Annotated in this window: 22 protein-coding genes; 14 read left to right on the top strand and 8 right to left on the bottom strand. The window is 63.4% G+C overall.

Annotated elements, in window-relative coordinates:
* Positions 1–246: 246 nt before the first annotated feature.
* Complete coding sequence (katG, locus tag HS968_RS22030; RefSeq protein ID WP_182368692.1) at positions 247–2,397, top strand: catalase/peroxidase HPI; 2,151 nt, start codon at positions 247–249, stop codon at positions 2,395–2,397.
* A 133-nt stretch (positions 2,398–2,530) separates the two neighbouring features.
* Positions 2,531–2,995, top strand: coding sequence for a bacterioferritin (gene bfr, locus HS968_RS22025; RefSeq protein WP_182368690.1), 465 nt, complete (start codon positions 2,531–2,533; stop codon positions 2,993–2,995).
* A gap of 74 nt (positions 2,996–3,069) precedes the next feature.
* On the opposite strand, the gene uvrA is transcribed toward bfr, so the two are convergent.
* Complete coding sequence (uvrA, locus tag HS968_RS22020) at positions 3,070–5,904, bottom strand: excinuclease ABC subunit UvrA (RefSeq protein ID WP_182368689.1); 2,835 nt, start codon at positions 5,902–5,904, stop codon at positions 3,070–3,072.
* 192 nt (positions 5,905–6,096) lie between these two features.
* On the opposite strand from uvrA, the gene HS968_RS22015 reads away from it, so the two are divergent.
* Both HS968_RS22015 and HS968_RS22010 read left to right on the top strand, forming a co-directional pair.
* The gene (locus HS968_RS22015) at positions 6,097–7,482 is read left to right on the top strand and encodes an MFS transporter (protein WP_182368688.1); all 1,386 of its coding nucleotides are present in this window, start codon (positions 6,097–6,099) and stop codon (positions 7,480–7,482) included.
* 18 nt (positions 7,483–7,500) lie between these two features.
* Positions 7,501–7,992 (top strand): single-stranded DNA-binding protein, encoded by a 492-nt coding sequence (locus HS968_RS22010; RefSeq protein WP_003463262.1) that lies wholly within the window; start codon positions 7,501–7,503, stop codon positions 7,990–7,992.
* Between the two features lie 60 nt (positions 7,993–8,052).
* On the opposite strand, the gene gstA is transcribed toward HS968_RS22010, so the two are convergent.
* Complete coding sequence (gstA, locus tag HS968_RS22005; protein ID WP_182368687.1) at positions 8,053–8,658, bottom strand: glutathione transferase GstA; 606 nt, start codon at positions 8,656–8,658, stop codon at positions 8,053–8,055.
* Positions 8,659–8,755: 97 nt separating this feature from the next.
* Here gstA and HS968_RS22000 point away from each other — a divergent pair, with 97 nt between their 5' ends.
* The 3 genes from HS968_RS22000 to HS968_RS21990 all read left to right on the top strand — a co-directional run bounded on the left by HS968_RS22000 (position 8,756) and on the right by HS968_RS21990 (position 11,058).
* Positions 8,756–9,172, top strand: coding sequence for a winged helix-turn-helix transcriptional regulator (locus HS968_RS22000; RefSeq protein ID WP_179622707.1), 417 nt, complete (start codon positions 8,756–8,758; stop codon positions 9,170–9,172).
* 85 nt (positions 9,173–9,257) lie between these two features.
* A complete protein-coding gene (locus tag HS968_RS21995) occupies positions 9,258–10,142 on the top strand; it encodes a sugar nucleotide-binding protein (RefSeq protein ID WP_182368686.1) in 885 nt (294 codons plus the stop codon).
* On the top strand, positions 10,135–11,058 hold the full coding sequence (locus HS968_RS21990) for an NAD-dependent epimerase/dehydratase family protein (RefSeq protein ID WP_182368684.1): 924 nt from the start codon (positions 10,135–10,137) through the stop codon (positions 11,056–11,058). The genes HS968_RS21995 and HS968_RS21990 overlap by 8 nt, the downstream gene beginning before the upstream one ends.
* A gap of 72 nt (positions 11,059–11,130) precedes the next feature.
* Here the strand turns inward: HS968_RS21990 and HS968_RS21985 are convergent, their stop codons facing one another.
* Complete coding sequence (locus HS968_RS21985; protein ID WP_119694401.1) at positions 11,131–11,823, bottom strand: OmpW/AlkL family protein; 693 nt, start codon at positions 11,821–11,823, stop codon at positions 11,131–11,133.
* A 185-nt stretch (positions 11,824–12,008) separates the two neighbouring features.
* Here HS968_RS21985 and HS968_RS21980 point away from each other — a divergent pair, with 185 nt between their 5' ends.
* Genes HS968_RS21980 through HS968_RS21955 form a run of 6 tightly spaced genes read left to right on the top strand, consistent with a single transcriptional unit; the run spans position 12,009 to position 16,877 of the window.
* The gene (locus HS968_RS21980) at positions 12,009–12,782 is read left to right on the top strand and encodes a DUF3450 domain-containing protein (protein WP_182368683.1); all 774 of its coding nucleotides are present in this window, start codon (positions 12,009–12,011) and stop codon (positions 12,780–12,782) included.
* A complete protein-coding gene (locus tag HS968_RS21975) occupies positions 12,779–14,128 on the top strand; it encodes a MotA/TolQ/ExbB proton channel family protein (protein ID WP_182368682.1) in 1,350 nt (449 codons plus the stop codon). The genes HS968_RS21980 and HS968_RS21975 overlap by 4 nt, the downstream gene beginning before the upstream one ends.
* The gene (locus tag HS968_RS21970; protein WP_182368681.1) at positions 14,121–14,672 is read left to right on the top strand and encodes a MotA/TolQ/ExbB proton channel family protein; all 552 of its coding nucleotides are present in this window, start codon (positions 14,121–14,123) and stop codon (positions 14,670–14,672) included. Before HS968_RS21975 ends, HS968_RS21970 begins: the two co-directional genes overlap by 8 nt.
* Before the next feature lie 11 nt (positions 14,673–14,683).
* The gene (locus tag HS968_RS21965) at positions 14,684–15,094 is read left to right on the top strand and encodes an ExbD/TolR family protein (protein WP_119694405.1); all 411 of its coding nucleotides are present in this window, start codon (positions 14,684–14,686) and stop codon (positions 15,092–15,094) included.
* Positions 15,094–15,777 carry a TonB family protein gene (locus HS968_RS21960; protein ID WP_182368679.1) on the top strand — a complete coding sequence of 228 codons (684 nt, stop codon included), beginning with the start codon at positions 15,094–15,096 and terminating at the stop codon, positions 15,775–15,777. Before HS968_RS21965 ends, HS968_RS21960 begins: the two co-directional genes overlap by 1 nt.
* Before the next feature lie 2 nt (positions 15,778–15,779).
* The gene (locus tag HS968_RS21955) at positions 15,780–16,877 is read left to right on the top strand and encodes a tetratricopeptide repeat protein (RefSeq protein ID WP_182368678.1); all 1,098 of its coding nucleotides are present in this window, start codon (positions 15,780–15,782) and stop codon (positions 16,875–16,877) included.
* A 182-nt stretch (positions 16,878–17,059) separates the two neighbouring features.
* Here HS968_RS21955 and HS968_RS21950 read toward each other — a convergent pair whose 3' ends face one another.
* The 4 genes from HS968_RS21950 to HS968_RS21935 all read right to left on the bottom strand — a co-directional run bounded on the left by HS968_RS21950 (position 17,060) and on the right by HS968_RS21935 (position 20,436).
* Positions 17,060–17,581, bottom strand: a complete 522-nt coding sequence (locus HS968_RS21950; protein ID WP_106738664.1) for a DUF3299 domain-containing protein — start codon at positions 17,579–17,581, stop codon at positions 17,060–17,062.
* Positions 17,582–17,675: 94 nt separating this feature from the next.
* Entirely contained in the window at positions 17,676–18,941 is a 1,266-nt protein-coding gene (locus tag HS968_RS21945) for an ABC transporter permease (RefSeq protein ID WP_119694408.1), read from the bottom strand.
* A gap of 1 nt (position 18,942) precedes the next feature.
* Positions 18,943–19,650 (bottom strand): ABC transporter ATP-binding protein, encoded by a 708-nt coding sequence (locus tag HS968_RS21940; protein ID WP_182368677.1) that lies wholly within the window; start codon positions 19,648–19,650, stop codon positions 18,943–18,945.
* A gap of 204 nt (positions 19,651–19,854) precedes the next feature.
* The gene (locus tag HS968_RS21935; RefSeq protein WP_182368676.1) at positions 19,855–20,436 is read right to left on the bottom strand and encodes a DUF2796 domain-containing protein; all 582 of its coding nucleotides are present in this window, start codon (positions 20,434–20,436) and stop codon (positions 19,855–19,857) included.
* 114 nt (positions 20,437–20,550) lie between these two features.
* Here HS968_RS21935 and HS968_RS21930 point away from each other — a divergent pair, with 114 nt between their 5' ends.
* The gene (locus HS968_RS21930; RefSeq protein WP_182368674.1) at positions 20,551–20,895 is read left to right on the top strand and encodes a hypothetical protein; all 345 of its coding nucleotides are present in this window, start codon (positions 20,551–20,553) and stop codon (positions 20,893–20,895) included.
* Between the two features lie 257 nt (positions 20,896–21,152).
* On the opposite strand, the gene trxA is transcribed toward HS968_RS21930, so the two are convergent.
* The gene (gene trxA, locus HS968_RS21925) at positions 21,153–22,025 is read right to left on the bottom strand and encodes a thioredoxin (protein WP_182368673.1); all 873 of its coding nucleotides are present in this window, start codon (positions 22,023–22,025) and stop codon (positions 21,153–21,155) included.
* Between the last annotated feature and the right edge of the window lie 77 nt (positions 22,026–22,102).

The raw sequence follows: 22,102 nt of genomic DNA, 5'->3' as shown, positions 1-22,102 counted from the left end.
TGCTGGTTGTACAAAAAACCGGGCCTAGTGCCCGGTTTTTTGTTGCCTGAAATTATTACGTTGGGCGTACGTACAGGGCGCTGCTGGCGGTTTGTGGGGCGTGCGCAGGGTGTTTGGAGCATGAAAGAAAATAACTATCGCGCCGTTACGCTTCATGAATTGGTTCGCCTGACGAAGCGGGTCTAGGCTTGTCCCATCGTTGGTCGCACACGCTGCGACCGACCCGATGAGGAGAAGGAGAGAACCATGTCGAACCAAGGTAAGTGTCCATTCAATCACGTCGCTGGTGGTGGCACGACCAACAAAGATTGGTGGCCGAATCAGCTGCGTGTGGACTTGCTGAATCAGCACTCTGATCGATCTAACCCCCTGGGCGAGCAATTCAACTACGCCGAAGCCTTCAAGAAACTCGACTACAAGGCGCTGAAAGCCGATCTGGTGCGGTTGATGACCGATAGCCAGGATTGGTGGCCTGCCGACTTCGGCCACTACGGCCCGCAGTTCATCCGCATGGCCTGGCACTCCGCCGGTACCTATCGCACCACTGATGGCCGTGGCGGCGGTGGCCGTGGCCAGCAGCGCTTCGCTCCGCTGAACTCCTGGCCGGACAACGTCAACATCGACAAGTCGCGTCGCCTGCTGTGGCCGATCAAGCAGAAATATGGCCAGTCCATTTCCTGGGCCGACCTGTACATCCTTGCTGGTAACGTTGCGCTGGAGTCCATGGGCTTCCGTACCTTCGGTTTCGGTGCGGGGCGTGAAGACGTGTGGGAGCCGGATCAGGACGTCAACTGGGGCGCCGAAGTAGCCTGGCTGGGGGTCGATCCCAAGCGCGTCAACGACGAGCGTGAACTCACCGCTCCGTTCGGCGCTACCCACATGGGCCTGATCTACGTAAACCCCGAGGGCCCGAATGCCAGTGGCGATTACCTGGCGGCTGCCAAGGACATTCGCGCCACCTTCTATCGCATGGCCATGGATGACGAAGAGATTGTCGCCCTGATTGCCGGCGGGCATACCTTCGGTAAGTGCCACGGCGCTGCGCCGGAGTCGCACAAAGGGCCGGAGCCAGAAGCAGCACCAATAGAAGCGCAGGGCCTGGGCTGGATGAGCAACTTCGGCAGTGGCTCCGGCAAGGATACCGTCTCCAGCGGCCTCGAGGTCACCTGGACGAAGACCCCAGCCCTGTGGAGCAACAACTTCTTCGAGAACCTGTTCAAGTTCGAGTGGGAGCTGACCAAGTCGCCTGCAGGTGCCAAGCAGTGGGTGGCCAAGGATGCGCCGGAGATCATTCCGGATGCGCATGTACCGGGGAAATTCCACAAGCCGACCATGCTCACCACTGACCTGACCCTGCGCTTCGATCCGGAGTTCGGCAAGATTTCCAAGCGCTTCTATGAAGACCCGCAGGCCTTCGCCGATGCCTTCGCGCGTGCCTGGTACAAGCTGACTCACCGTGACATGGGGCCCAAGGCTCGTTACCTCGGCCCGGAAGTGCCGAGCGAGGATCTGATCTGGCAAGATCCGCTGCCTGCTGCCGTGCACAGCCCGACGGCTGCCGATATCGCTGATCTGAAGGCGAAGATCGCGGCGTCCGGGCTTTCGGTCGGGGATCTGGTGTCCGTGGCCTGGGCCTCTGCGTCGACCTTCCGGGGGGGCGACAAGCGTGGCGGTGCCAATGGTGCGCGTCTGGCACTGGCGCCGCAGAAGGACTGGGCGGTCAATCAGCGCGCCATCCAGGTGTTGCCGAAGCTCGTGGCCATCCAGCAGGCGTCCGGCAAGGCATCGCTGGCGGATGTGATCGTGCTGGCCGGTAATGTTGGCGTCGAACTGGCCGCCAAGGCTGCCGGTGTGGTGGTGGATGTGCCATTCGCAGCCGGTCGCGTCGATGCGCGTCAGGATCAGACCGATGTCGAGTCCTTCGATGTGCTGGAGCCGGCTGCCGATGGTTTCCGTAACTACAGCAAGGGCAACCTGGGCGTGCCCACCGAGGCGATGCTGGTGGACAAGGCGCAACTGCTGACCCTGACCGCACCTGAGCTGACCGCGTTGGTCGGTGGTTTGCGTGTACTGGGTGCCAACCACGACGGCAGCCAGCATGGCGTGTTCACCGACAAGGTGGGCGTGCTGTCCAACGACTTCTTCGTCAACCTGCTGGACATGGGCACCGTATGGAAGGCCACCGATAGCAGCAGCGAAGTATTCGAAGGGCGTACACGCAAGGATGGCCAGGTGAAATACACCGCCACCCGCAACGATCTGGTATTTGGCTCCAACTCGGTATTGCGTGCCTACGCCGAGGTCTATGCCAGTGCCGATGGCAAGGAGAAACTGGTCAAGGACTTCGTCGCCGCCTGGGTCAAGGTGATGAATCTGGATCGTTTCGATCTGGCCTGAATCGCTAAATAGCAGCTTGCTGCGTCAGTAAACCGCAACGCCTCCCTCGTGGAGGCGTTGTGCTTTTGCTTGACCGAAGCCCCTGCCAAGCGGAGCATTGCACTCTGTTCAGGCATGCAACAAGGAATACGGCATGAAAGGCCATACCGAAGTCATCGACTATCTCAAGCATCTGCTCAAGGGAGAGCTGGCCGCTCGTGACCAGTACTTCATTCATTCGCGGTTGTACGAGGATTGGGGCTTCAGCAAACTCTACGAGCGCATCAACCACGAGATGGAAGAGGAAACCCAGCACGCCGACGCGTTGCTCAAGCGGATCATCTTCCTCGAAGGCGTACCGGACATGGCGCCGAATCCTTTCTCCTTCGGTCAGAGCGTGCCCGAAGCGTTGAAACTGGATCTGGCCCTGGAATACGAAGTGCGCGCTGCCCTGAGCAAGGGTATAGAACTGTGCGAGAAGCATCAGGATTACCAGACCCGCGACATCCTCTTGCTGCAGCTCAAGGACACCGAGGAAGACCATGCCTACTGGCTGGAGATCCAGCTGCAGCTGATCGACAAGCTGGGTTTGGAGAAGTACCTGCAAAGCCAGATGTGATGTTTGGTGCGCATGGCGCGACCCTACGAGTCGTCCATCATGAAAGAGCCCCTCTGATACGGGGCTCTTTCGTTTCAGGCGCGGTCGCGTTCCAGCAGTGGTTTGAGGAAGTGCCCGGTATGCGAGGCCGGGTTGGCTGCAACATCCTCTGGTGTGCCGGTGGCGATGATCATGCCGCCCTTGGAGCCGCCTTCCGGGCCGAGATCCACCAACCAGTCGGCTGTCTTGATCACATCCAGGTTGTGTTCGATCACCACCACGGTATTGCCGTGGTCGCGCAGACGGTGCAGTACATCGAGCAACTGCTGGATGTCGGCGAAGTGCAAGCCGGTGGTCGGTTCGTCGAGGATGTACAGGGTCTTGCCGGTGTCGCGCTTGCTCAACTCGCGGCTCAACTTGACCCGCTGCGCCTCGCCGCCGGACAGGGTGGTCGCGCTCTGGCCCAGCTTGATGTAGGACAGGCCTACGTCGATCAGCGTCTGCAGCTTGCGGGCGATGGCTGGCACGGCATCGAAGAAGGCACGAGCCTCCTCGATGGTCATATCGAGCACCTCGGTGATGCTCTTGCCCTTGTATTTAACTTCCAGGGTTTCGCGGTTGTAGCGCTTGCCCTTGCACACGTCGCAGGGCACGTAGATGTCCGGCAGGAAGTGCATCTCCACCTTGATCACGCCATCGCCCTGGCAGGCCTCGCAGCGCCCGCCCTTGACGTTGAAGCTGAAACGGCCCGGGCCGTAACCACGCGAGCGTGATTCCGGAACCCCGGCGAACAGTTCGCGGATCGGAGTGAACAGACCGGTATAGGTGGCCGGGTTGGAACGCGGGGTACGCCCGATCGGGCTCTGGTCGATATCGACCACCTTGTCCAGGTGCTGCAGGCCGTCGAAGGAATCGTGCGCAGCGGCCTCCAGTGTGGTCGCTCCGTTCAGTGCCGTGGCGGTCAGCGGGAACAGGGTGTTGTTGATCAGCGTCGATTTGCCCGAACCGGACACCCCGGTGACGCAGGTGAGCAGGCCTACCGGAATTTCCAGATCGACGTTGCGCAGGTTGTTGCCTCGTGCGCCTTTGAGTTTGAGCAGTTTTTTCTTGTCGCGCGGGGTGCGCTGCGCCGGATAGCGGATCTTCTCGCGGCCGGACAAGTATTTGCCGGTCAGCGAGTCGGGGTGATTCATCACCTCGTCCGGTGTGCCTTCGGCGACGATCTGGCCACCATGCACGCCGGCGCCCGGGCCGATGTCGACGACATAGTCGGCCATACGGATGGCGTCTTCGTCGTGCTCGACCACGATCACCGTGTTGCCCAGGTTGCGCAGGTGGTTGAGGGTGCCCAACAGACGCTCGTTGTCGCGCTGGTGCAGGCCGATGGACGGCTCGTCGAGGATGTACATCACGCCCACCAGGCCGGCGCCGATCTGGCTGGCCAGGCGGATGCGCTGCGCTTCTCCGCCGGATAGGGTGTCGGCGCTGCGATCCAGCGTCAGGTAGTCGAGGCCGACGTTGACCAGAAACTGCAGGCGCTCGCGGATTTCCTTGAGGATCTTTTCGGCGATCTCGCCGCGGCGGCCGGTCAGGTGCAGGCTGGCGACATAGTCGCAGGCGTCGCCGACCGGTAGGCCGGTGACGGCCGGCAGCGTCTTCTCGCCGACCCAGACATGACGCGCCTCGCGACGCAGACGAGTGCCGCGGCAGTCAGGGCAGGGTTGGGTGCTGAGGAACTTGGCCAGCTCTTCGCGCACGCTGGTCGACTCGGTCTCGCGGTAACGGCGTTCGAGGTTGGGGATGATGCCCTCGAAGGGATGCGAGCGTTTGACGATGTCGCCACGGTCGTTGAGGTACTTGAAGTCGACGCTCTGCGTACCGCTGCCGAACAGGATGACCTTCTGGTGCTCGGCGGCCAGATCGTCGAAAGGCTCTTCCAGGCTGAACCCGTAGTGCGCGGCCAGCGAGCCGAGCATCTGGAAGTAATAGACGTTACGCCTGTCCCAGCCGCGTATAGCGCCTTCGGCCAGGGTCAGTTCGCCATTGACCAGGCGCTTGACGTCGAAGAACTGCTTCACGCCCAGGCCGTCGCAGGTCGGGCAGGCGCCAGCCGGGTTGTTGAAGGAGAACAGCTTGGGTTCCAGCTCGCTGATCGAGTGACCACAGTGCGGACAGGCGAAGCGTGCGGAGAAGATGATTTCCTCACCTTCCTCGTCGTCCATGGGGGCGATCAGCGCGATGCCGTCGGCCAGGCCAAGAGCGGTCTCGAAGGATTCGGCCAGACGCTGCTGCAGATCTTCGCGAACCTTGAAGCGATCCACCACCACGTCGATGGAATGCTTCTTCTGTTTATCCAGCTTGGGCAGCTCGTCCAGTTCGAACAGCTTGCCGTTGACCCGTGCCCGCACGAAGCCTTGAGCGCGCAGCTCTTCGAACACCGAGAGATGCTCGCCTTTGCGCTCGCGGATCACCGGCGCCAGCAGCATCAGCTTGCGGCCTTCCGGCAGGGCCAGTACCTGGTCGACCATCTGGCTGACGGTCTGCGCTTCGAGCGGTACGTCATGATCCGGGCAACGCGGAATACCCACGCGGGCATAGAGCAGGCGCAGGTAGTCGTAGATCTCGGTGATGGTGCCGACGGTCGAGCGCGGGTTGTGCGAGGTCGACTTCTGTTCGATGGAGATCGCTGGCGAGAGCCCCTCGATGGTGTCGACGTCGGGCTTTTCCATCATCGACAGGAACTGCCGGGCGTAGGCCGACAGCGATTCCACGTAACGGCGCTGGCCTTCCGCGTACAGGGTGTCGAAAGCCAGCGAGGACTTGCCGGAGCCGGACAGGCCGGTGATCACGATCAGTTTGTCGCGCGGCAGGGTCAGGTCGATGTTCTTGAGGTTGTGGGTACGAGCCCCACGGATCAGGATTTTGTCCACTTAGGGAACCTCTGAAAGCTGTCTGCGTCGCCAGGGCCGCATTGAATGCAAGCGGCCTGCAACGGGGCTCGCCGGGCGGGCGGAAAACGGTCGAGTATAGGGCCAGGGGGCACCCTGCGGCAAAGTGTGTGCCTGTGCCGCAGGCGCGCCGGCTGCTAGAATCGCCGGCTGATTTTCCACGGGATTTGTTCCATGCACGATCCACACAGTGAACGCATGAGTGGCGGCGAAGCACGCGCGGCTGGCGGGCTTGCCTTGGTGTTCGCATTCCGCATGCTCGGCATGTTCATGGTGCTGCCAGTGCTGGCCACCTACGGCATGGATCTGGCTGGAAGTACCCCGGCGTTGATCGGTCTGGCCATCGGTGCCTATGGTTTGACTCAGGCGGTGCTGCAGATTCCCTTCGGCATACTCAGCGATCGTATTGGCCGACGGCCGGTGATCTATGTCGGCCTGTTGGTCTTCTCGGCCGGCAGCGTGCTGGCTGCCAATGCCGACTCGATCTGGGGGGTGATCGCCGGACGCGTGTTGCAGGGCGCTGGCGCGATTTCCGCTGCGGTGATGGCGCTGCTGTCGGATCTGACCCGCGAACAGCATCGCACCAAAGCCATGGCCATGATCGGCATGAGCATCGGCCTGTCGTTCGCCGTGGCCATGGTCGTCGGCCCGCTCCTGACTCGTGCCTTCGGCCTGTCCGGGTTGTTCTGGGCGACGGCGGCGATGGCGCTGTTGGGGATTCTCATCGTCGCAGGCGTGGTGCCGAAAAATGCCGGCCCGTTGCAGCACCGCGAGTCGGGCGTGGCGGCGCAGGCGCTGTGGCCGACCCTGAGGAATGCCGACCTGCTGCGGTTGGACTTCGCCATCCTGGCGCTGCATGCGGTGCTCATGGCCAGTTTCGTCGCGTTGCCGCTGGCACTGGTGGAGCAGGGTGGTCTGGCCAAGGAGGAGCACTGGTGGGTCTATCTCACCGCCTTGTTGATCGGTTTCTTCGGCATGGTGCCGTTCATCATCTACGGCGAGAAAAAGCGCCAGATGAAGCGTGTGCTGCTCGGCGCGGTGGCGGTGCTGCTGGTTTGCGAGCTGTATTTCGCGTTGCTGGGTAGTGGCCTGCGTGCTCTGGTGGTCGGTATCGTGGTGTTTTTCACCGCCTTCAATCTGCTGGAGGCGTCGCTACCGTCGCTGGTCAGCAAGGTCGCCCCGGCTGGCGGCAAGGGCACGGCGATGGGCGTGTATTCCACCAGTCAGTTCCTCGGCGCTGCACTGGGCGGCATTCTGGGCGGCTGGCTGTATCAGCACACCGGTCTGATCGGGGTGTTCATCGGCTGCGCCGTGCTCTGTGCAATTTGGCTGGTCATTGCTGTTACTATGCGCGAACCGCCGTATGTGACCAGTTTGCGCCTGCCGCTCGACGCTGCGGCACTGGCCGAGGTCGGACTGGTCGAACGCCTCAAGGCTACGCCGGGAGTGGCGGATGCCGTGGTGGTGGTCGATGAAGCGGCCATCTATATCAAAGTGGACACCCAACAAGTGGACCGCACGTCAGTGGAGCGCCTGATCGCATCGGCGCCGGCGACGTGAGGAGCCTAGGAGAACGTTATGGCCCGTGGGGTTAACAAAGTCATTCTGGTCGGTACCTGTGGTCAGGATCCGGAAACACGCTACCTGCCCAGCGGCAACGCAGTGACCAACCTGAGCCTGGCCACCAGCGAGCAGTGGACCGACAAGCAGACCGGGCAGAAGGTCGAGAAGACCGAATGGCACCGTGTCGCCCTGTTCGGCAAGGTTGCCGAGATCGCTGGCGAGTACCTGCGCAAGGGTTCGCAGGTGTACATCGAAGGCAAGCTGCAGACCCGTGAGTGGGAAAAAGACGGCATCAAGCGTTACACCACCGAGATCATCGTCGACATGCAGGGCACCATGCAGTTGCTCGGCGGTCGTCCGAGTGGCGATGAGGGCGGTGCTCCGCGTCAATCGCGCCCGGCCCCGCAACGCGAGCCGCAACAGGCTCCGCGTCAGGAGCGCCCGGCTCCGCAGCAGGCCCAGCCAGCGCCTGACTACGACAGCTTCGACGACGATATTCCGTTCTGAGAACGTAGTGTCGCGCTGAGACGAAAACCCCGAGCTATGCTCGGGGTTTTTCTTTGTGCCTCAGATCAGACCTTCGGCCTTGAGTGCTTCGATCACCTTGGGGCGGGCGCCGATGCGGGTGCGGTAAGCCTGCAAGTTTGGCCAGGCATCCAGCGAGAAACCGACGAGATTGGCCCAGCCCAGTACGGTGAACAGATAGCCATCGGTAACGGTGAAACGGTCGCCGAGCAGGAACTCCCGCTCGCCCAGTTGCGTGGCCAACCAATCCAGGCGTTTGCTCAGCAGGGCCTGAGCGGCGGCCTTCCAGTCCGCGCTCTGGGCTGGGTTGAACAGGCTGCCGAAGGGTTTGTGCAACTCGGTGGAAATGAAGCTCAACCAGCTTTGCAGCTCATAGCGCGCCTCGCTGCCATTGGCTGGCGCCAGGCCGCTCTCGGGTTTGAGGTCGGCGATGTACTGGACGATGGCGGCGCCCTCGGTCAGCACCTTGCCATTGTCCAGTACCAGGGCGGGCACATAGCCCTTGCTGTTGATCGCAGTGAAGTCGGCACCCGATTCGGTGATTTTGGTCTTGAGGTCGACCGCTTCCAGTTCGAAGGTCAGGCCTGCCTCTAGCAGAGCGATATGAGGCGAGAGCGAACAGGCGCCGGCTTTGTAATACAGCTTCATGGGGGGATTCCTTGGTGGAGGGAACGCGTAAAAGAGCTTACTCTGCGCATTCTTTTCGGCAAGTACCTACCTTTTGGTAAGTTTTGGAGCGGCTTCTATGACCGACGAATCCCGGCTGGGCAATGTATTCAGCGGTGTTTGCCCGGCACGTCACGTTCTCGCGGTGATCGCTGACAAGTGGTCGCTGCTGCTGATTCATGCTCTGGCTCACGGCGGCACCCTGCGTACTGCCGAGCTGCGCCGTCGGGTCGACGGCATTTCGGAAAAGATGCTGATCCAGACGATTCGTCGGTTGGAGCGCTTTGGGCTGGTATCGAGGCAGGCCTATGCCGAGGTGCCGCCGCGGGTGGAGTACTCGCTGACGGCCCTGGGGCATTCCTTGAGCGAACCGATTCGGACACTCGATCACTGGGTGGAAAGCCATGTCGCCGAGATCGTCCGGGCGCAGGGCGCCTTCGATCAGGAGGCCGAGCGCATTGCTGCCGATGCCGGGCAATGCGCGATTGCGGGGTGACGGCACAGGGTAAAACCAGCAGAATATCCGCCATTACGGCCGCCACACCGGCAGGCAGAAAAAATCTGGAGTCACCCGAGCCACCATGCGAATGCGCCTGATGCTGCTGGGCGGCGGTAGTGCCCTGGGGCAAGCGCTGATCCGTCTTGGCGCCGAGGAGGACATCGGCTTCCTCGCACCACGCCCGCCGGAAAGCGGCTGGGATGCGGCGAGCCTGACCGAGTTGCTCGACGACACCCGCCCGGATGCACTGATCAACCTGGCTTATTACTTCGACTGGTTTCAGGCCGAGTCGGTGACCGCGTCGCGCCTGTCTACGCAAGAGCGCGCTGTCGAGCGCCTGGCCGAACTCTGCCAGCATCACCAGATCGTGCTGGTGCAGCCGTCGAGCTACCGCGTGTTCGACGGTTCGCGCGCCACGGCCTATAGCGAGAAGGAAGAACCCGTACCGCTGGGCCTGCGCGGCCAGGCGCTCTGGCGTCTGGAGCAGAGCGTACGGGCGATCTGCCCGCGGCATGTGCTGCTGCGTTTCGGCTGGTTGCTCGATGACAGTCGCGAAGGCTTGCTCGGGCGTTTCCTGCTGCGTGCCGAACGTGGCGAGACGCTGCACCTGGCCGACGACCGACGGGGTAATCCAACCCCGGTCGATGATGCTGCGCGGGTGATCCTCGCCGTGCTCAAGCAACTCGACTGCGCTTCACCGCTGTGGGGCACCTATCACTATGGTGGGCACGAAGCGAGCACATCACTGAGCCTGGGCCAGGCTGTGCTCAGCGAGGCACGCCACTATCGCAGCAACCTGATCGAGGATGTCGTGCCGCAAGCGCACGCTGCCCGTCCGGATGCAGCGGACGAGCCGCAGCACGCGGTACTGGCCTGCAAGAAAATCCTTCACACTTTCGGCATCAAGCCGCGCGCCTGGCGCTCCGGTTTGCCAGCGCTTCTGGATCGTTATTACCGTCATGGCTGAAATACTCGTAACCGGCGGTGCCGGCTTCATTGGTTCGCATCTGGTCGATGCGCTGCTGGCCGCAGGGCAGCGCGTACGCGTGCTGGACAATCTGTCCATGGGCAAGCGCAATAACCTGCCGCTGGATAACCCGGCCCTGCAGTTCATCGAGGGGGATGTCGCCGATGCGCAGTTGGTCGCGCAGGCGGTAGCCGGTTGCGATGCGGTGGTTCACCTGGCTGCGGTGGCCTCCGTGCAGGCGTCCGTCGATGACCCGGTGGCGACCCACCAGAGCAATTTCATCGGTACGCTCAACGTCTGCGAGGCGATGCGCCTGCATGGCGTGCGGCGAGTGGTCTACGCCTCCAGTGCTGCCATCTATGGCAACAATGGCGAAGGCGTGGCCATCGATGAGGACACAGCCAAATCCCCGCTTACGCCCTATGCTGCCGACAAGCTGGCGAGTGAGCATTATCTGGATTTCTATCGTCGCCAGCATGGCCTGGAACCGGCCGTGTTTCGCTTCTTCAACATCTTCGGCCCACGCCAGGATCCGTCTTCGCCATATTCCGGCGTGATAAGCATCTTTACCCAGCGTGCGCAGCAGGGGCTGCCGATCAGCGTATTCGGTGATGGCGAACAGACCCGCGACTTCTTCTACGTGGGCGATCTGGTCGAGTTGCTGATGCAGGCTCTGGGTGCCGGGCAGGTGGAACCGCTGCCGGTCAACGTCGGTTGGAACCAGGCTGTCAGCCTCAACCAGTTGCTGGCGGAAATCGGCACCCTGTGTGGTGCACTCCCGCAGGTGACGCATCTGCCGGCGCGGGCTGGCGATATTCGCCATTCGCGTGCCGACAATACTCGACTGCAGGCGCAGTACCAGCTGCCGGCGCAGACGCCGCTACGTGACGGGCTCGCTCGCTTGCTCGGTTTGTAAACCGATGCTGGGGGTGATGTCCCTGAACGCAAAGAAGCCGGCAGATGCCGGCTTCTCTCATTGTGCGCTGGCTTAGAACTTGTAGCCCAGGCCAACCATGTAGACGAACGGATCGACGTCTACGTCGACCTTGGCGCGTACGCCGAGGGCGTTGTTGTCGACATAGGCGGTGGTGTCGATGTCGATGTAGCGTACCTGGGCGTTGACCATCAGGTTGTCGGTCAGCATGTAGTCAGCACCGACCTGCCAGGCCAGGCCCCAGGAGTTCTTCGCGCGGAAGTTGTCGAAGCCGTTGGCACTGGCGGCGCTGCCGACGTGCTCGTCGAAGATCCAGGTGTAGTTGATGCCGGCGCCGACATAGGGCTGGAATGCCGACTTGGAGTCGAGCGGGTAGTACACCAGGCTCAGGGTCGGCGGCAGGTGCTTGAGCGAGCCCAGCTTTCCGTTGGCCGCGCCGAGGATGGTGCCTTTGATCTTCACGTCGTGCTCGAAGGGCGTTGCGGCCAGCAGTTCGATACCGAGGTTGTCGGTCAGCATGTAGGCGAAGTTCAGGCCCAGCTGGGTGTCACTGCTCATGGTCGCCTTGCCGCCCAGATCGGCGCCGGCCAAGCCGCCGCGGTCGACCTTGACGCTGGAGGAGTCGGCCTCGGGGTTTACGGTGATCGCACCGGCGCGGACGAGAATGTCGCCGGCCTGGTGGGCCTGGGCAACGGGGGCAGCGATGGCCAGGGCCAACAGGGAAGCGGTGAACAGGGACTTGTACATAGCGAACTCCAGTCGAGTCGAGTGTCTTGGCTGGAATCAATGCTAAGCCACGCAACGATTTACTTTTTGACCTGGCTCAATAGTTCGGCTGGCTGATACGAGATGTTTCACGCGTGCCCTGGTGAAGTTCGTAGATGATAATCTTTCTCTTTTTGAAGCTGCCGTCTGTCGAGGATCCTCTGCGCATGAATCGCTTCCCACTCCGTTCCCTGGTCGCGGCCCTGGCCCTTGCCAGCGGTTCGCTGGCTGCCGCACCGCTGGATGATGCGCTGGATGAAAGCCAGCGCCTGGCTGCCGAGGCCAAGGCTTCCCAGGGCCGTGTCGAGCAACTGGACGATGCCAGTCGTGAGATGCTCAACGAGTACCGTAGCGCGCTCCAGCAGGCTGAGGCGCTGAAAGGTTATAACAGTCAATTACTTGATTTGGTGGCGGCCCAGCGCGATGAGCTGGCTGGCTACCAGAGGCAGCTCGATGGCATCGAGCGCACCCAGGAGGCAGTGAGCCCGCAGATGGTCAGGATGGTCGAGGTGCTTGGCCAGTTCATTGCCGCTGATCTGCCGTTCCTGCCCGAAGAGCGTGAGGATCGCCTGGCGCAGTTGCAGGATCTGTTGCCGCGCGCCGATGTCAGCCTGGCTGACAAGTACCGCCGCATCCTCGAGGCCTACCAGATCGAGAGCGACTACGGCCGCACCCTGGAAGCCTGGCGCGGTGAGCTGAAGCAGGCCGATGGCGCCTCGCGTAGCGTGGAATTCCTGCGCCTGGGGCGCAGCATGCTCTATTACCAGGCCCTGGATGGCCACGAGAGCGGCTGGTGGAACCCGCAGGCCCAGGCCTGGCAGGCGCTCGAAGGTAGCGCCCGGCGCCCGTTGAGCCAGGCCATCGCCATCGCCCGCCAGCAACAGGCTCCCGCACTGTTGAACCTGCCGATCAAGACGCTGGCCAAGGAGTCTGCACAATGACTCGTCGTGTTATCGCCGCCTTGGTGCTCAGCCTGCTGCCCAACATGGCTGCTGTCGCTGAAACCCTCAGTCCCGATCAGCTGTTGCAACGTATCCGCAGTGAGCGGGCCGCCGAAGTCAGTGCCATGCAGGCGCGCGAGCAGGCGTTTCTTGCCAAGCGCAGTGAACAAGCCGAACTGCTGGCTGCCGCGCGTGCCTCGCTCGCCGAGCAGAAGGCCGAGGCCGAACGTCTGAAGGCCGATTTCGATCGTCAGGAAGCTGAACTGGCCGAGCAGGAAAAGCTGCTGGCGCAACGTGTCGGTCATCTCGGCGAACTGTTCGGTGTGGTGCGCCAGAGTGCCGGTGACACCCTCAGCCAGTGGCAGGACAGCCTGCTCAATGCGCAATACCCCGAGCGCCTCAAGCAACTCAAGGCGCTGGCCGAGAGCCGCAGCTTGCCGTCGGCCGAAGACCTCGATGGCTTCTGGATGCTGCTGCTCGAAGATCTGGCCGCCAGTGGTCGTGTCGAGCGCGTGCCGTTGCCGGTGGTCGCCGCCGACGGTCTTCGCAGTGAGCAGCAGGTGCTGCGCGTCGGTGCTTTTGCCGTGTACGGCGAGGATGCCTTCCTGCGTTACGACGCCGATGCAGGCGAGCTGATCGCGCCGCTGCGCCAGCCTTCCGGTATGGGCCAGGTCAAGGATTACCTCAGTAGCAGTGCGGCGTTGGCGCCACTGCCGGTCGACCCCAGTCGCGGCACCCTGCTGGCGCAGTTGCAGCAGCAACCGAGCCTGTGGGATCGCCAGCAGCAGGGCGGCCTGGTCGGTTGGGTGATCGTTGCGCTGGGCGCCGTGGGCCTGCTGCTGGCAGCCTGGCGCATGTTCTACCTGAGCCGTGTGGCACGTGGAATCAAGGCGCAGATGCATGATCTCGGCACTCCGCGTGACGACAACCCGCTGGGGCGGGTGATCGGCGTGTTGGGGCCGAAGCCGCAGTTGTCCGATCTGGAAACCCTGGAGCTGAAGCTGGATGAGGCGATCCTGCTGGAAACCCCGCCATTGGAGAAAGGCCACGGCCTGATCAAGCTGATGGCCGCTGTCGCGCCGTTGCTCGGCCTGCTGGGAACCGTGACCGGGATGATCATCACCTTCCAGGCCATCACCCAGGGCGGCGCCGGCGATTCGCGGCTGATGGCCGACGGTATCTCGCAGGCGCTGGTGACCACCGTGCAGGGGTTGATCGTGGCCATCCCGATGCTGTTCCTGCACGCCTTGCTGAGCAGCCGCAGCAAGGGTCTGATCCAGCTTCTGGAGCAGCAGAGCGCCGGTCTCGTCGCCTTGCACCTGTCAGGGACGCCGCGTCGTGACTGATTTCTACGCATCCTGGTTGCGTGCAGTCGACAGCGGCTATGCGCTGCTCGACTTCATGACCACCGGCGGTGTGGTGATGTGGGCCCTGGCCATCCTTTGCGTGCTGTTCTGGACGCTGATGTTCGAGCGTTTCTGGTTCCTGCGGCGGATCTTCCCGCGCTGGGTGCGCGAGCGTCGCGAAGCCTGGCAGCAGGTGCTCGGCGATGACGTGGTGGGCAGTTGGCAGCGCGCAGTCCGCGACGCCTGGCTGGCGCAGGCGCGCCAGCAACTCGCTGCTCCGCTGCGTTTGGGCAAGACCCTGGTCGCGCTGTGTCCACTGTTTGGCCTGCTCGGCACCGTGACTGGCATGGTTGCGGTATTCGACGTGCTGGCCATGAGTGGCAATGGCGACCCACGCGGCATGGCTGCCGGCGTATGGAAGGCGATCCTGCCGACCATGGCCGGCATGGTGCTGGCGATCACTGGATTGTTCAGCCTGGCGCGTCTCGAACGAGACTCGCGCCGGGCTCTGGAGCGGCTGGCCGATCAGCTGCGGCATGACTGAGAGTCTTTGAAATGAGAATGCGCCGTCATCACCAGCCTGAAGACGACACCGGCATCGACCTTACGCCGATGCTCGACGTGGTCTTCATCATGCTGATCTTCTTCATCGTCACCAGCTCCTTCATCAAGGAGGCTGGTGTCGAAGTACAACGCCCGCAGGCGGAAACCGCCAGCCCGCAGGACAAGGGCAACATCCTCATCGCCGTCACCGCCGATGGCCAGGTGTGGCTGGACAAGAAACCGGTGGACGTGCGCAGCGTGCGTGCGCATGTCGAACGCATGCGTGTGGAGCAACCGGATGGCGCGGTGGTGGTGCAGGCCGATCAGGATGCACGTACCGGTCTGGTGGTGCAGGTGATGGATCAAGCGCGCCTCGCCGGGGTGCGTGATGTGGCACTGGCTGCCACCAGCGGAGCCAACTGATGCGTCTGGCGCTGTCCTTCATCGCTGCCTGCCTGATGGCGCTGGGGTTGTTCGCCCTGATGCTGTACATGGTCACGCCGCCACGTTCGACGCTCGATCAGGAGCCGGTCAGCGTGGCCAGCTTCGTACGCATGGATGGCAATTCCAGCGAGACCGCCAGTCGCAATCGTCAGCAGGCGCCGCAGCCACCGCAACCACAGACGCCGCAAACCCCGACGCCGCCCACACCGATGTCGGCAACGCCTGATGCGCAACTGCCAGCGCTGGATATCCAGTTGCCAAGCCTGGCCGGTGGTATCGCCGTCAATGCCGCGCCAGCACCCAGCCTGGCGGGTCTTGCGCCAGGCGCGGCAGCGCCGAGTACGCCGAGCGAGGCTGCCGACACGGGCGGGCAGATGGGCGGCATGGAGAGCGAAGTGATGCCGCTCAACGACGTGCGCCCGGAGTATCCGCGGCATGCCCTGCAGCGTGGCATCGAAGGTTTCGTCAAACTGGCTTTCACCATCAACCGAGCCGGCAATGTGGAGAATATCCGTGTGCTGGAGGCCAATCCGCGCAACGTGTTCGAGCGCGAGGCCCGTCGTGCGGCCGCTCGCTGGCGTTTCGCGCCGCGCACCGAGGGCGGCCTGGCGGTTGATCGCGAGGCAGTGAAAACTCTCTACTTCCGTCTGGAAAGGGGCTGACCATGTATCGCTGGTTATTGCTCGTGATGCTCGGTACGGCGGCTGTGCCCGGGATGGCCCAGCAGACCATCGACCCGGCCGTGTTTCGTGCCCTGAACGCTGCGCAAAGTGCGCAGCAGCAGGGTGACTACGCCGCTGCGCGCAAGGCGCTGGAGGGCGCCGCCGCACAGAGCGGCAGTCTCGAGGAGGCGCTGGTCTGGCGTAGCCAGGCCTATGTGGCCTGGTCAGCCGGTCACAATGCGCAGGCCATCGACTGGCTGGACAAGGCTGTGCGCAGCGGCAAATTGGACGAGGACATGCTCGCTGGCGAGCGACTCAACCTGGCCAAGCTCAACCTCGGTGAGCGTCGCTACGCCAGGGTGGTCGAGCTGCTGGCGCCGAATCAGGGGCAGGCGTCCGAAGATGTGCTGCAGATGCTGGTGCAGGCCTACCGGGGCATGAACCAGCCAGCCAGGGCGCTGCCGCTGGCCGAGCGTTACCTGCAGGCCAACCCGAATGCCGCGGATATCTGGCTGCAATTTCTGGTGGGCACCAATGCCGATCTCAAACGCTATGCCCAGGCCGAACGCTGGCAGCGTCAGCTACTGGCGCGCACGCCGGACGATGCCAAAGGCTGGCGCCAACTGGCCGCTCTGCAGCAGATGGCCGGCAGCAACGACAAGGCCCTGGCTACGTTGCGCGCGGCCCACACCAAGGGGCTGCGTTTCAGCGAGTCGGAGCTGGATAACCTGGTGCTGCTGGCTGGCGCCGCCGATCAGCCTTGGCAGGGTGCCAAGCTGCTCGCGGGCTTGATCGACAATGGGCTGCTGAGCAGCACCCCGGCGCGTCAGGAGCACCTGGGGTTGTTCTGGTGGCAGGCGCGTGATCGGGCTGCTGCGGTACGGGTGTTGCGTCCACTGGCCGAGCGCAGTGGCAATGGTAAGCACTGGTTGTACGTCGCTCAGCTGGAGCTGGAGCAGGCGCGCTGGCAGGCCGGGCTGGATGCTCTGGTTCAGGCCGAGCGTGTCGGGGCTGACCGTTCCAAGGTGCGCTCGTGGCGGCAATGGGCGGAAAGCGAATTGCGCTTCGAGCGAGAGAAGCGTGTCGCCAGCCGCAATTGAGTCGTTCGTCGGTGCGCGCGGCGCCCCTACGCGGGGTCGCATCTGTAGGGGGCGCCGCGCGCATCAAGTAAAAAGCCAGACCTCAGGGTCTGGCTTTTTCATGGGCGGTGTACCGATCGATGTGGCGTTAGCCGCGAAGCTTTTCGCGGCTGAAGCCGCTCCTACGGGTGTTTCGGTTGGGCTCAGCTATTGGGCATTTCGTAGGCGTAGATCTTGTTCGCTTCCATCTGGTAGCCGACTTCTGCCAGCTCGCTGCTGACATGTTCGACCTTCAGTGGCCCTTCGATCCAGAACGGCTGGTACAGTGCATCGAGCAGCACGCCCAGCTCGCTGGTGACGTGGACGATCTGATTCGAGGGCGGCGGTGGCACGTGGATGCAGGCGCCGAAGTAGGGCACCAGGAGAAACTCGATTACCCGGCCTTCCTCGGTCACGTCCAGCGGCACGATATAGCCGGGCAGCTTGACCTGCTGGCCGTCCAGTTCCTTGACCACGGGCGCTGCCGGCGATTGCTGCATGGCCGCCGGGCCGGACTCGGCCAGTGCGTCGGCCAATTGCGACAGGTCATGGATCGGCGCCGCATCCATCTGCTGGGGCGGAGCGTCGGCCGGTACCAGTTCGGACCAGTTGAGTTCGCGCACATCGGCGGCGGCCAGCGGCAATGCCAGGGTCAGCAGCAGGGTGGCGAGCAGGGGGCGGGACATGGGAAACCTCTTGGCGAAAACGCCGGTCGAGTGTAACAGGCGCTCTTGCCGGAATGCTCGGGTAGGGCGCACGGCGCACCCTACCCGAACGCGTTCACAGCCGGATCGACAAACCGTCTGCCAGCGACTGACGGTAGGCCCGCCAGGCCGGCACGCTGCCCATCAGCAGGGCGGCTCCGAGGATGGCGCCGAGCAGTTTCCATTCGTAGCTCGATGGTGCACTCAGGGCCAGGTACAGGCCGTAGTTGGCCTGGACGAAGCCCTGACTGCCAGCGATGCCTGCATAGAGCAAGGCCAGCCCCAGCGCCACGCCAGCCAGTGCCAGGGTGAACGCCTCCAGCACCAGCAGACTGGCGATATGCCAGGGGCGTGCACCTACCGAGCGGAGGATGGCCATCTCCCGGCGGCGTTCGTTGAGGCTGGTGAGGATAGCCGTGAGCATGCCGATCAGGCCGGTGAGCACGACGAACAGCGAGACCACGAACAGCGCCTGCTCGGCGGTGCCCATCAGGCTCCACAACTCCTGCAGGGCCACGCCGGGCAGGATCGCCAGCAACGGTTCGCCGCGGAACTCGTTGATCTCGCGTTGCAGGCTGAAGGTGGCGATCTTGCTATTCAGGCCAAGCATGAAGGCGGTGATCTGCTTGGGCTGCAGATCCATGCTGCGCGCCTGCTCCGCGCTGACCTGCGCCGCGCCGCGTGCTGGCATGCCGTTCTGCCAGTCGATATGCAGCGCCTCCATGCCCGCCAGGGAGATGTGCAGCGTGCGGTCGACCGGCGTGCCGGTGCGTTCGAGGATGCCGACCACGGTGAAGGGCTTGTCGTCGTGCTTGACCAGGCTGATGGTGGCGACGCCGTGGGCCAGGACGATCTTCTCGCCCAGACCATAGCCCAGTGCCTGGGCAACCTCTGCGCCGAGCACCACTTCGAAGGGATCGTCGGCGAAGGCGCGGCCCTGTGCCAGCTGCAACGCCTGGCTGCGCGCATAGCGGTAATGCTCGAAATAGGCGGTGCTGGTGCCCATCACCCGGTAGCCGCGGTGCGAGTCACCCAGGGAAATGGGGATGGCCCACTTCACCTGACGGTGTTCGGCGAAGTGCTCGAAGCTGTCCCAGCGGATGTTGTTGGTGGCATTGCCGATACGAAACACCGAATACAGCAGCAGGTTCACGCTGCCCGAGCGGGCGCCGACGATCAGGTCGGTGCCGCTGATGGTGTTGGCGAAGCTGGCACGGGCTTCGGTACGGACGCGCTCGACGGCCAACAGCAGGCACACCGACAAAGCGATGGCGAATACCGTGAGCAGCGCGGTGAAACGGCGGTTGGCCAGGCTGGCCAGGGCGATGCGGATCAGATGCATCTCAGGCCTCCTGTGGACGCGTGGCGCGGTTGAGTTCGGCCAGCGACAGGTTGCGGTCGAACAGCAGTGCGAGGCTCTGGTCGTGGCTGACGAACAGCAGGCTGGCGCCAGCGGCGCGGCATTCGGCGAAGAGCAATTGCAGGAAGGCCTCACGGGCGTCGAAGTCCAGCGCCGAAGTGGGCTCATCGGCGATCACCAGCTCCGGCTGGCCGATCAAGGCGCGGGCGGCGGCGACGCGTTGTTGCTGGCCGATCGACAGTTCATCGGCACGGCGGCCGAGCAGTTCGGCGCGCAGGCCCAGGTGGTCGAGCAGCGCGGCGGCCGCGGCGTCGATGCTGCCATGGCGCTGGCGTGCACGTTCGGCGCGCGAACGGGAGAAGCGGCACGGCAGCTCGACGTTCTCGCGCACGGAAAGGAATGGCAGCAGATTGAACTGCTGGAAGATGTAGCCCGTGTGGTCGACGCGAAAGCGGTCGCGTGCACCGGCCGAGAGCTTGCCGAGGTCTTCGCCAAGCAGGCGGATATGGCCGCGCTGGGCTTTCTGTACGCCGCCAAGCAGGCCTAGCAGGGTGGTCTTGCCGCTGCCGCTGGGGCCCTTGAGAAACAGAGTTTCGCCGCGCGCCAGGGTGAAGTGGGGGATATCCAGCAACTGCGCCTGGCCAGGCCAGGCGAAGCCGAGATCGGCGAGTTCGATCAGAGGTTGGGTCATGGTTTCTTCGAATCGTCGTTCATGAAAAGCCGAGCATGGTGGCCTGATTGTCTGAGCCGAGCCCGCAGTGGTATCCATGCCTCCGGAGCAGGCTTTGCAGGAGGCGCTATAGCGGCGAGCTCTCTCGCGGCTGAAGCGTGTCGCCACCTGACCCTCCCACAAGGTTGGTGTGATGGATGCCAGAGTGTCATCCACTCTACGGCATCAGAAAGACAGGCGTGGCTGGGCCGGAGTCAGTTCAACGCCCTGCTGACCGCTTGGGCCGATCAGTTGTACCTGAATCTTCTCGGTGGCGGGGAAGCGTTTGAACAGCTCGCCCAGATCCAACTGTTTCAATTCATTGGCATTGGCGCATTCGAAGCGGTAATGCGCCTGGATATCGCTGTGTTCGCCTTCATGGGGATGATGGTCGTGGTCGTGGTCGTGGTCGTGGTCGGCGTCGCCGAACAACGGGCTCTCCAGTTCGACTTCGGTAGCCTTGCAGTCACCGCTGGCCAGCGCGAAGAGTTGCAGCGGTTGTTCCAGCTCCTTCTTGGCCGCAGCGACCTTGGCTTTGTCCGCATCGCTCTTGGCGGCATGCTCGAAGCCCACCAGGTTCATTGCCGGGCTCTCCAGCTGCAGTTCCAGCAGCTTGCCATCCAGTGCCACGTTGAGGCTGGCGACACCGTGTTCGTGAGCACCGAGGCTGTCGTGGGCATGGTCATGATCGTGATCATGGCTGTGTTCGTGGGCCTGGGCGGCCAGCGGTAGGAGGGCAAAGGGCAGGGCGAGCAGCAGATGGCGCATGGGGATCTCCGGCATGGGGGCTGACTTAATCGTTACGTTATAACAATTTTTATGCTGAGCTGGCCAGCGTGTCGGAGGCATGGGAGCATTCATCCATCGAATTGGAGGCTGGACATGGTGCGTATACGTGGGCGGATCGGCGATTGGCCGGTGGATCTGACGCTGGAGCTGGATGCCGAGGATTGGGCACAACTGGCCGAGCACGTCGCGGTGACTCCGGCTGCTGTTCCGCCCGTAGCAGTGCCGGCAGCCGATAGCAGTGACCGACTGTGGCAGACCACACTGCAACTGGTGCGCGATGCCGGTTCGGTCGAGGGGCCGCGGTTGTTGGCGCAACTGGCCGCATTGGCTGGCGGTGAGGCAGCGGGCAAGCGCCTGTTGGTGCGCCTGCGCCACTGCTCGCAGATCCGTATGGAAACCGGCGCGGATGCGCCGATCTATCACTGGGTGACGGAGTAAGCAGATTTGGTATGGCCCGGCGGACTGTTCGCTAGCGCTACGAGCGGCCGGCGTTCCGGTTCGCCCTACGTGCTGGCAGGAGTAGCGGCTCAGGTCAGTAGGGTGCGCTGTGCGCACCGACACATCAGCGCTGTCATCGCCGGTGCGCACGGCGCACCCTACAAAGGCCGTTCTTCCGTAGGCTGCGCCGCGCGCACCGAGTAAGTCAGGAGAGCCCGGTGGTGCGCATGGCGTAACGGTGAGCGGGGTAACCCGGGTCAGTAGATCGCCTGATACAGCTTGCGACGATAGGCAGTGACCAGCGGGTGGTCGCCGCCGAGCAGATCGAACACCTGCAGCAGGGTCTTGTGTGGCAGGCCTTCGCCGTAGCTGCGGTTACGCACGAACAACTTGAGCAGGCCGTCCAGCGCGGCTTCGTACTGCTGGCGCGCCAGTTGTTGCACGGCCAGCTGATACACCGCCTCGTCGTCACCGGCATCCTGGGCCAGACGGCTTTTCAGCGTGGCGACGTCGGGCAGGTCGGCGGCCTGGTGCAGGAAGGTCAGCTGCGCCTTGGCGCCAGCCAGCGCCTGTTTGTGTTCATCGCCCTTGACCGCATTCAGCACGGTCTCGGCTTCGGCCAGTTCGCCGCGCTCGGCCAGGCAGCGCGCGTAGAGAATCAACGCTGCAGCGTTCTCGTTGTTTTCCGTCAGCACCTGCTTGAGTAGCGCCTCGCTATCGGCGAAGCGACCTTCGGCGAACAGCGCCTGGGCCGCTTCCATCGGGTCGGCGGCGGCCGGTGCCGGTTCGGCGACGTGCGGCTTGAGCATTTCGCGAATTGCCGCTTCCGGCTGGGCACCGGCGAAACCGTCCACCGGTTGACCGTCCTTGAACAGCACCACGGTGGGCAGGCTGCGGATACCGAAGCGCATGACGATGTCCTGCTCGATATCGCAGTTGACCTTGGCCAGCAGCAGCTCGCCGGCATATTCCTCGGTGATCTTCGCCAGCATCGGCATCAGCGCCTTGCACGGCGCGCACCAGTCGGCCCAGAAGTCGACCAGTACCGGTTTGTGGAAGGAGTTCTCGACTACCAGTTGCTCGAAGTTGGCGGCACCGGATACGTCGAAGATATAGGGGGAGTCGCTCATGGTCGGTCTCGAAAGGCTGGGCAATGGACTATTAATGCGGGCGGTCGGCTCGCGATACAAGGGGCGGCGCGGATCGT

It is taken from the genome of Pseudomonas berkeleyensis (assembly GCF_014109765.1).
Taxonomy (GTDB): Bacteria; Pseudomonadota; Gammaproteobacteria; order Pseudomonadales; family Pseudomonadaceae; genus Aquipseudomonas; species Aquipseudomonas berkeleyensis.
This window is presented reverse-complemented; position numbering and strand designations above follow the sequence as displayed.

What these genes read in the sequence shown, in the direction of transcription:
- HS968_RS21950 (WP_106738664.1), bottom strand. Translation starts at nt 17,581, where the DNA reads ATGTCCCGCCCCCTGCTCGCCACCCTGCTGCTGACCCTGGCATTGCCG.
- HS968_RS22015 (WP_182368688.1), top strand. Translation starts at nt 6,097, where the DNA reads ATGCACGATCCACACAGTGAACGCATGAGTGGCGGCGAAGCACGCGCG.
- HS968_RS21965 (WP_119694405.1), top strand. Translation starts at nt 14,684, where the DNA reads ATGAGAATGCGCCGTCATCACCAGCCTGAAGACGACACCGGCATCGAC.
- HS968_RS22010 (WP_003463262.1), top strand. Translation starts at nt 7,501, where the DNA reads ATGGCCCGTGGGGTTAACAAAGTCATTCTGGTCGGTACCTGTGGTCAG.
- HS968_RS21980 (WP_182368683.1), top strand. Translation starts at nt 12,009, where the DNA reads ATGAATCGCTTCCCACTCCGTTCCCTGGTCGCGGCCCTGGCCCTTGCC.
- HS968_RS21975 (WP_182368682.1), top strand. Translation starts at nt 12,779, where the DNA reads ATGACTCGTCGTGTTATCGCCGCCTTGGTGCTCAGCCTGCTGCCCAAC.
- HS968_RS21945 (WP_119694408.1), bottom strand. Translation starts at nt 18,941, where the DNA reads ATGCATCTGATCCGCATCGCCCTGGCCAGCCTGGCCAACCGCCGTTTC.
- katG (WP_182368692.1), top strand. Translation starts at nt 247, where the DNA reads ATGTCGAACCAAGGTAAGTGTCCATTCAATCACGTCGCTGGTGGTGGC.
- HS968_RS21960 (WP_182368679.1), top strand. Translation starts at nt 15,094, where the DNA reads ATGCGTCTGGCGCTGTCCTTCATCGCTGCCTGCCTGATGGCGCTGGGG.
- HS968_RS21935 (WP_182368676.1), bottom strand. Translation starts at nt 20,436, where the DNA reads ATGCGCCATCTGCTGCTCGCCCTGCCCTTTGCCCTCCTACCGCTGGCC.
- HS968_RS21955 (WP_182368678.1), top strand. Translation starts at nt 15,780, where the DNA reads ATGTATCGCTGGTTATTGCTCGTGATGCTCGGTACGGCGGCTGTGCCC.
- HS968_RS21930 (WP_182368674.1), top strand. Translation starts at nt 20,551, where the DNA reads ATGGTGCGTATACGTGGGCGGATCGGCGATTGGCCGGTGGATCTGACG.
- HS968_RS21995 (WP_182368686.1), top strand. Translation starts at nt 9,258, where the DNA reads ATGCGAATGCGCCTGATGCTGCTGGGCGGCGGTAGTGCCCTGGGGCAA.
- trxA (WP_182368673.1), bottom strand. Translation starts at nt 22,025, where the DNA reads ATGAGCGACTCCCCCTATATCTTCGACGTATCCGGTGCCGCCAACTTC.
- HS968_RS22000 (WP_179622707.1), top strand. Translation starts at nt 8,756, where the DNA reads ATGACCGACGAATCCCGGCTGGGCAATGTATTCAGCGGTGTTTGCCCG.
- bfr (WP_182368690.1), top strand. Translation starts at nt 2,531, where the DNA reads ATGAAAGGCCATACCGAAGTCATCGACTATCTCAAGCATCTGCTCAAG.
- HS968_RS21985 (WP_119694401.1), bottom strand. Translation starts at nt 11,823, where the DNA reads ATGTACAAGTCCCTGTTCACCGCTTCCCTGTTGGCCCTGGCCATCGCT.
- HS968_RS21940 (WP_182368677.1), bottom strand. Translation starts at nt 19,650, where the DNA reads ATGACCCAACCTCTGATCGAACTCGCCGATCTCGGCTTCGCCTGGCCT.
- HS968_RS21990 (WP_182368684.1), top strand. Translation starts at nt 10,135, where the DNA reads ATGGCTGAAATACTCGTAACCGGCGGTGCCGGCTTCATTGGTTCGCAT.
- gstA (WP_182368687.1), bottom strand. Translation starts at nt 8,658, where the DNA reads ATGAAGCTGTATTACAAAGCCGGCGCCTGTTCGCTCTCGCCTCATATC.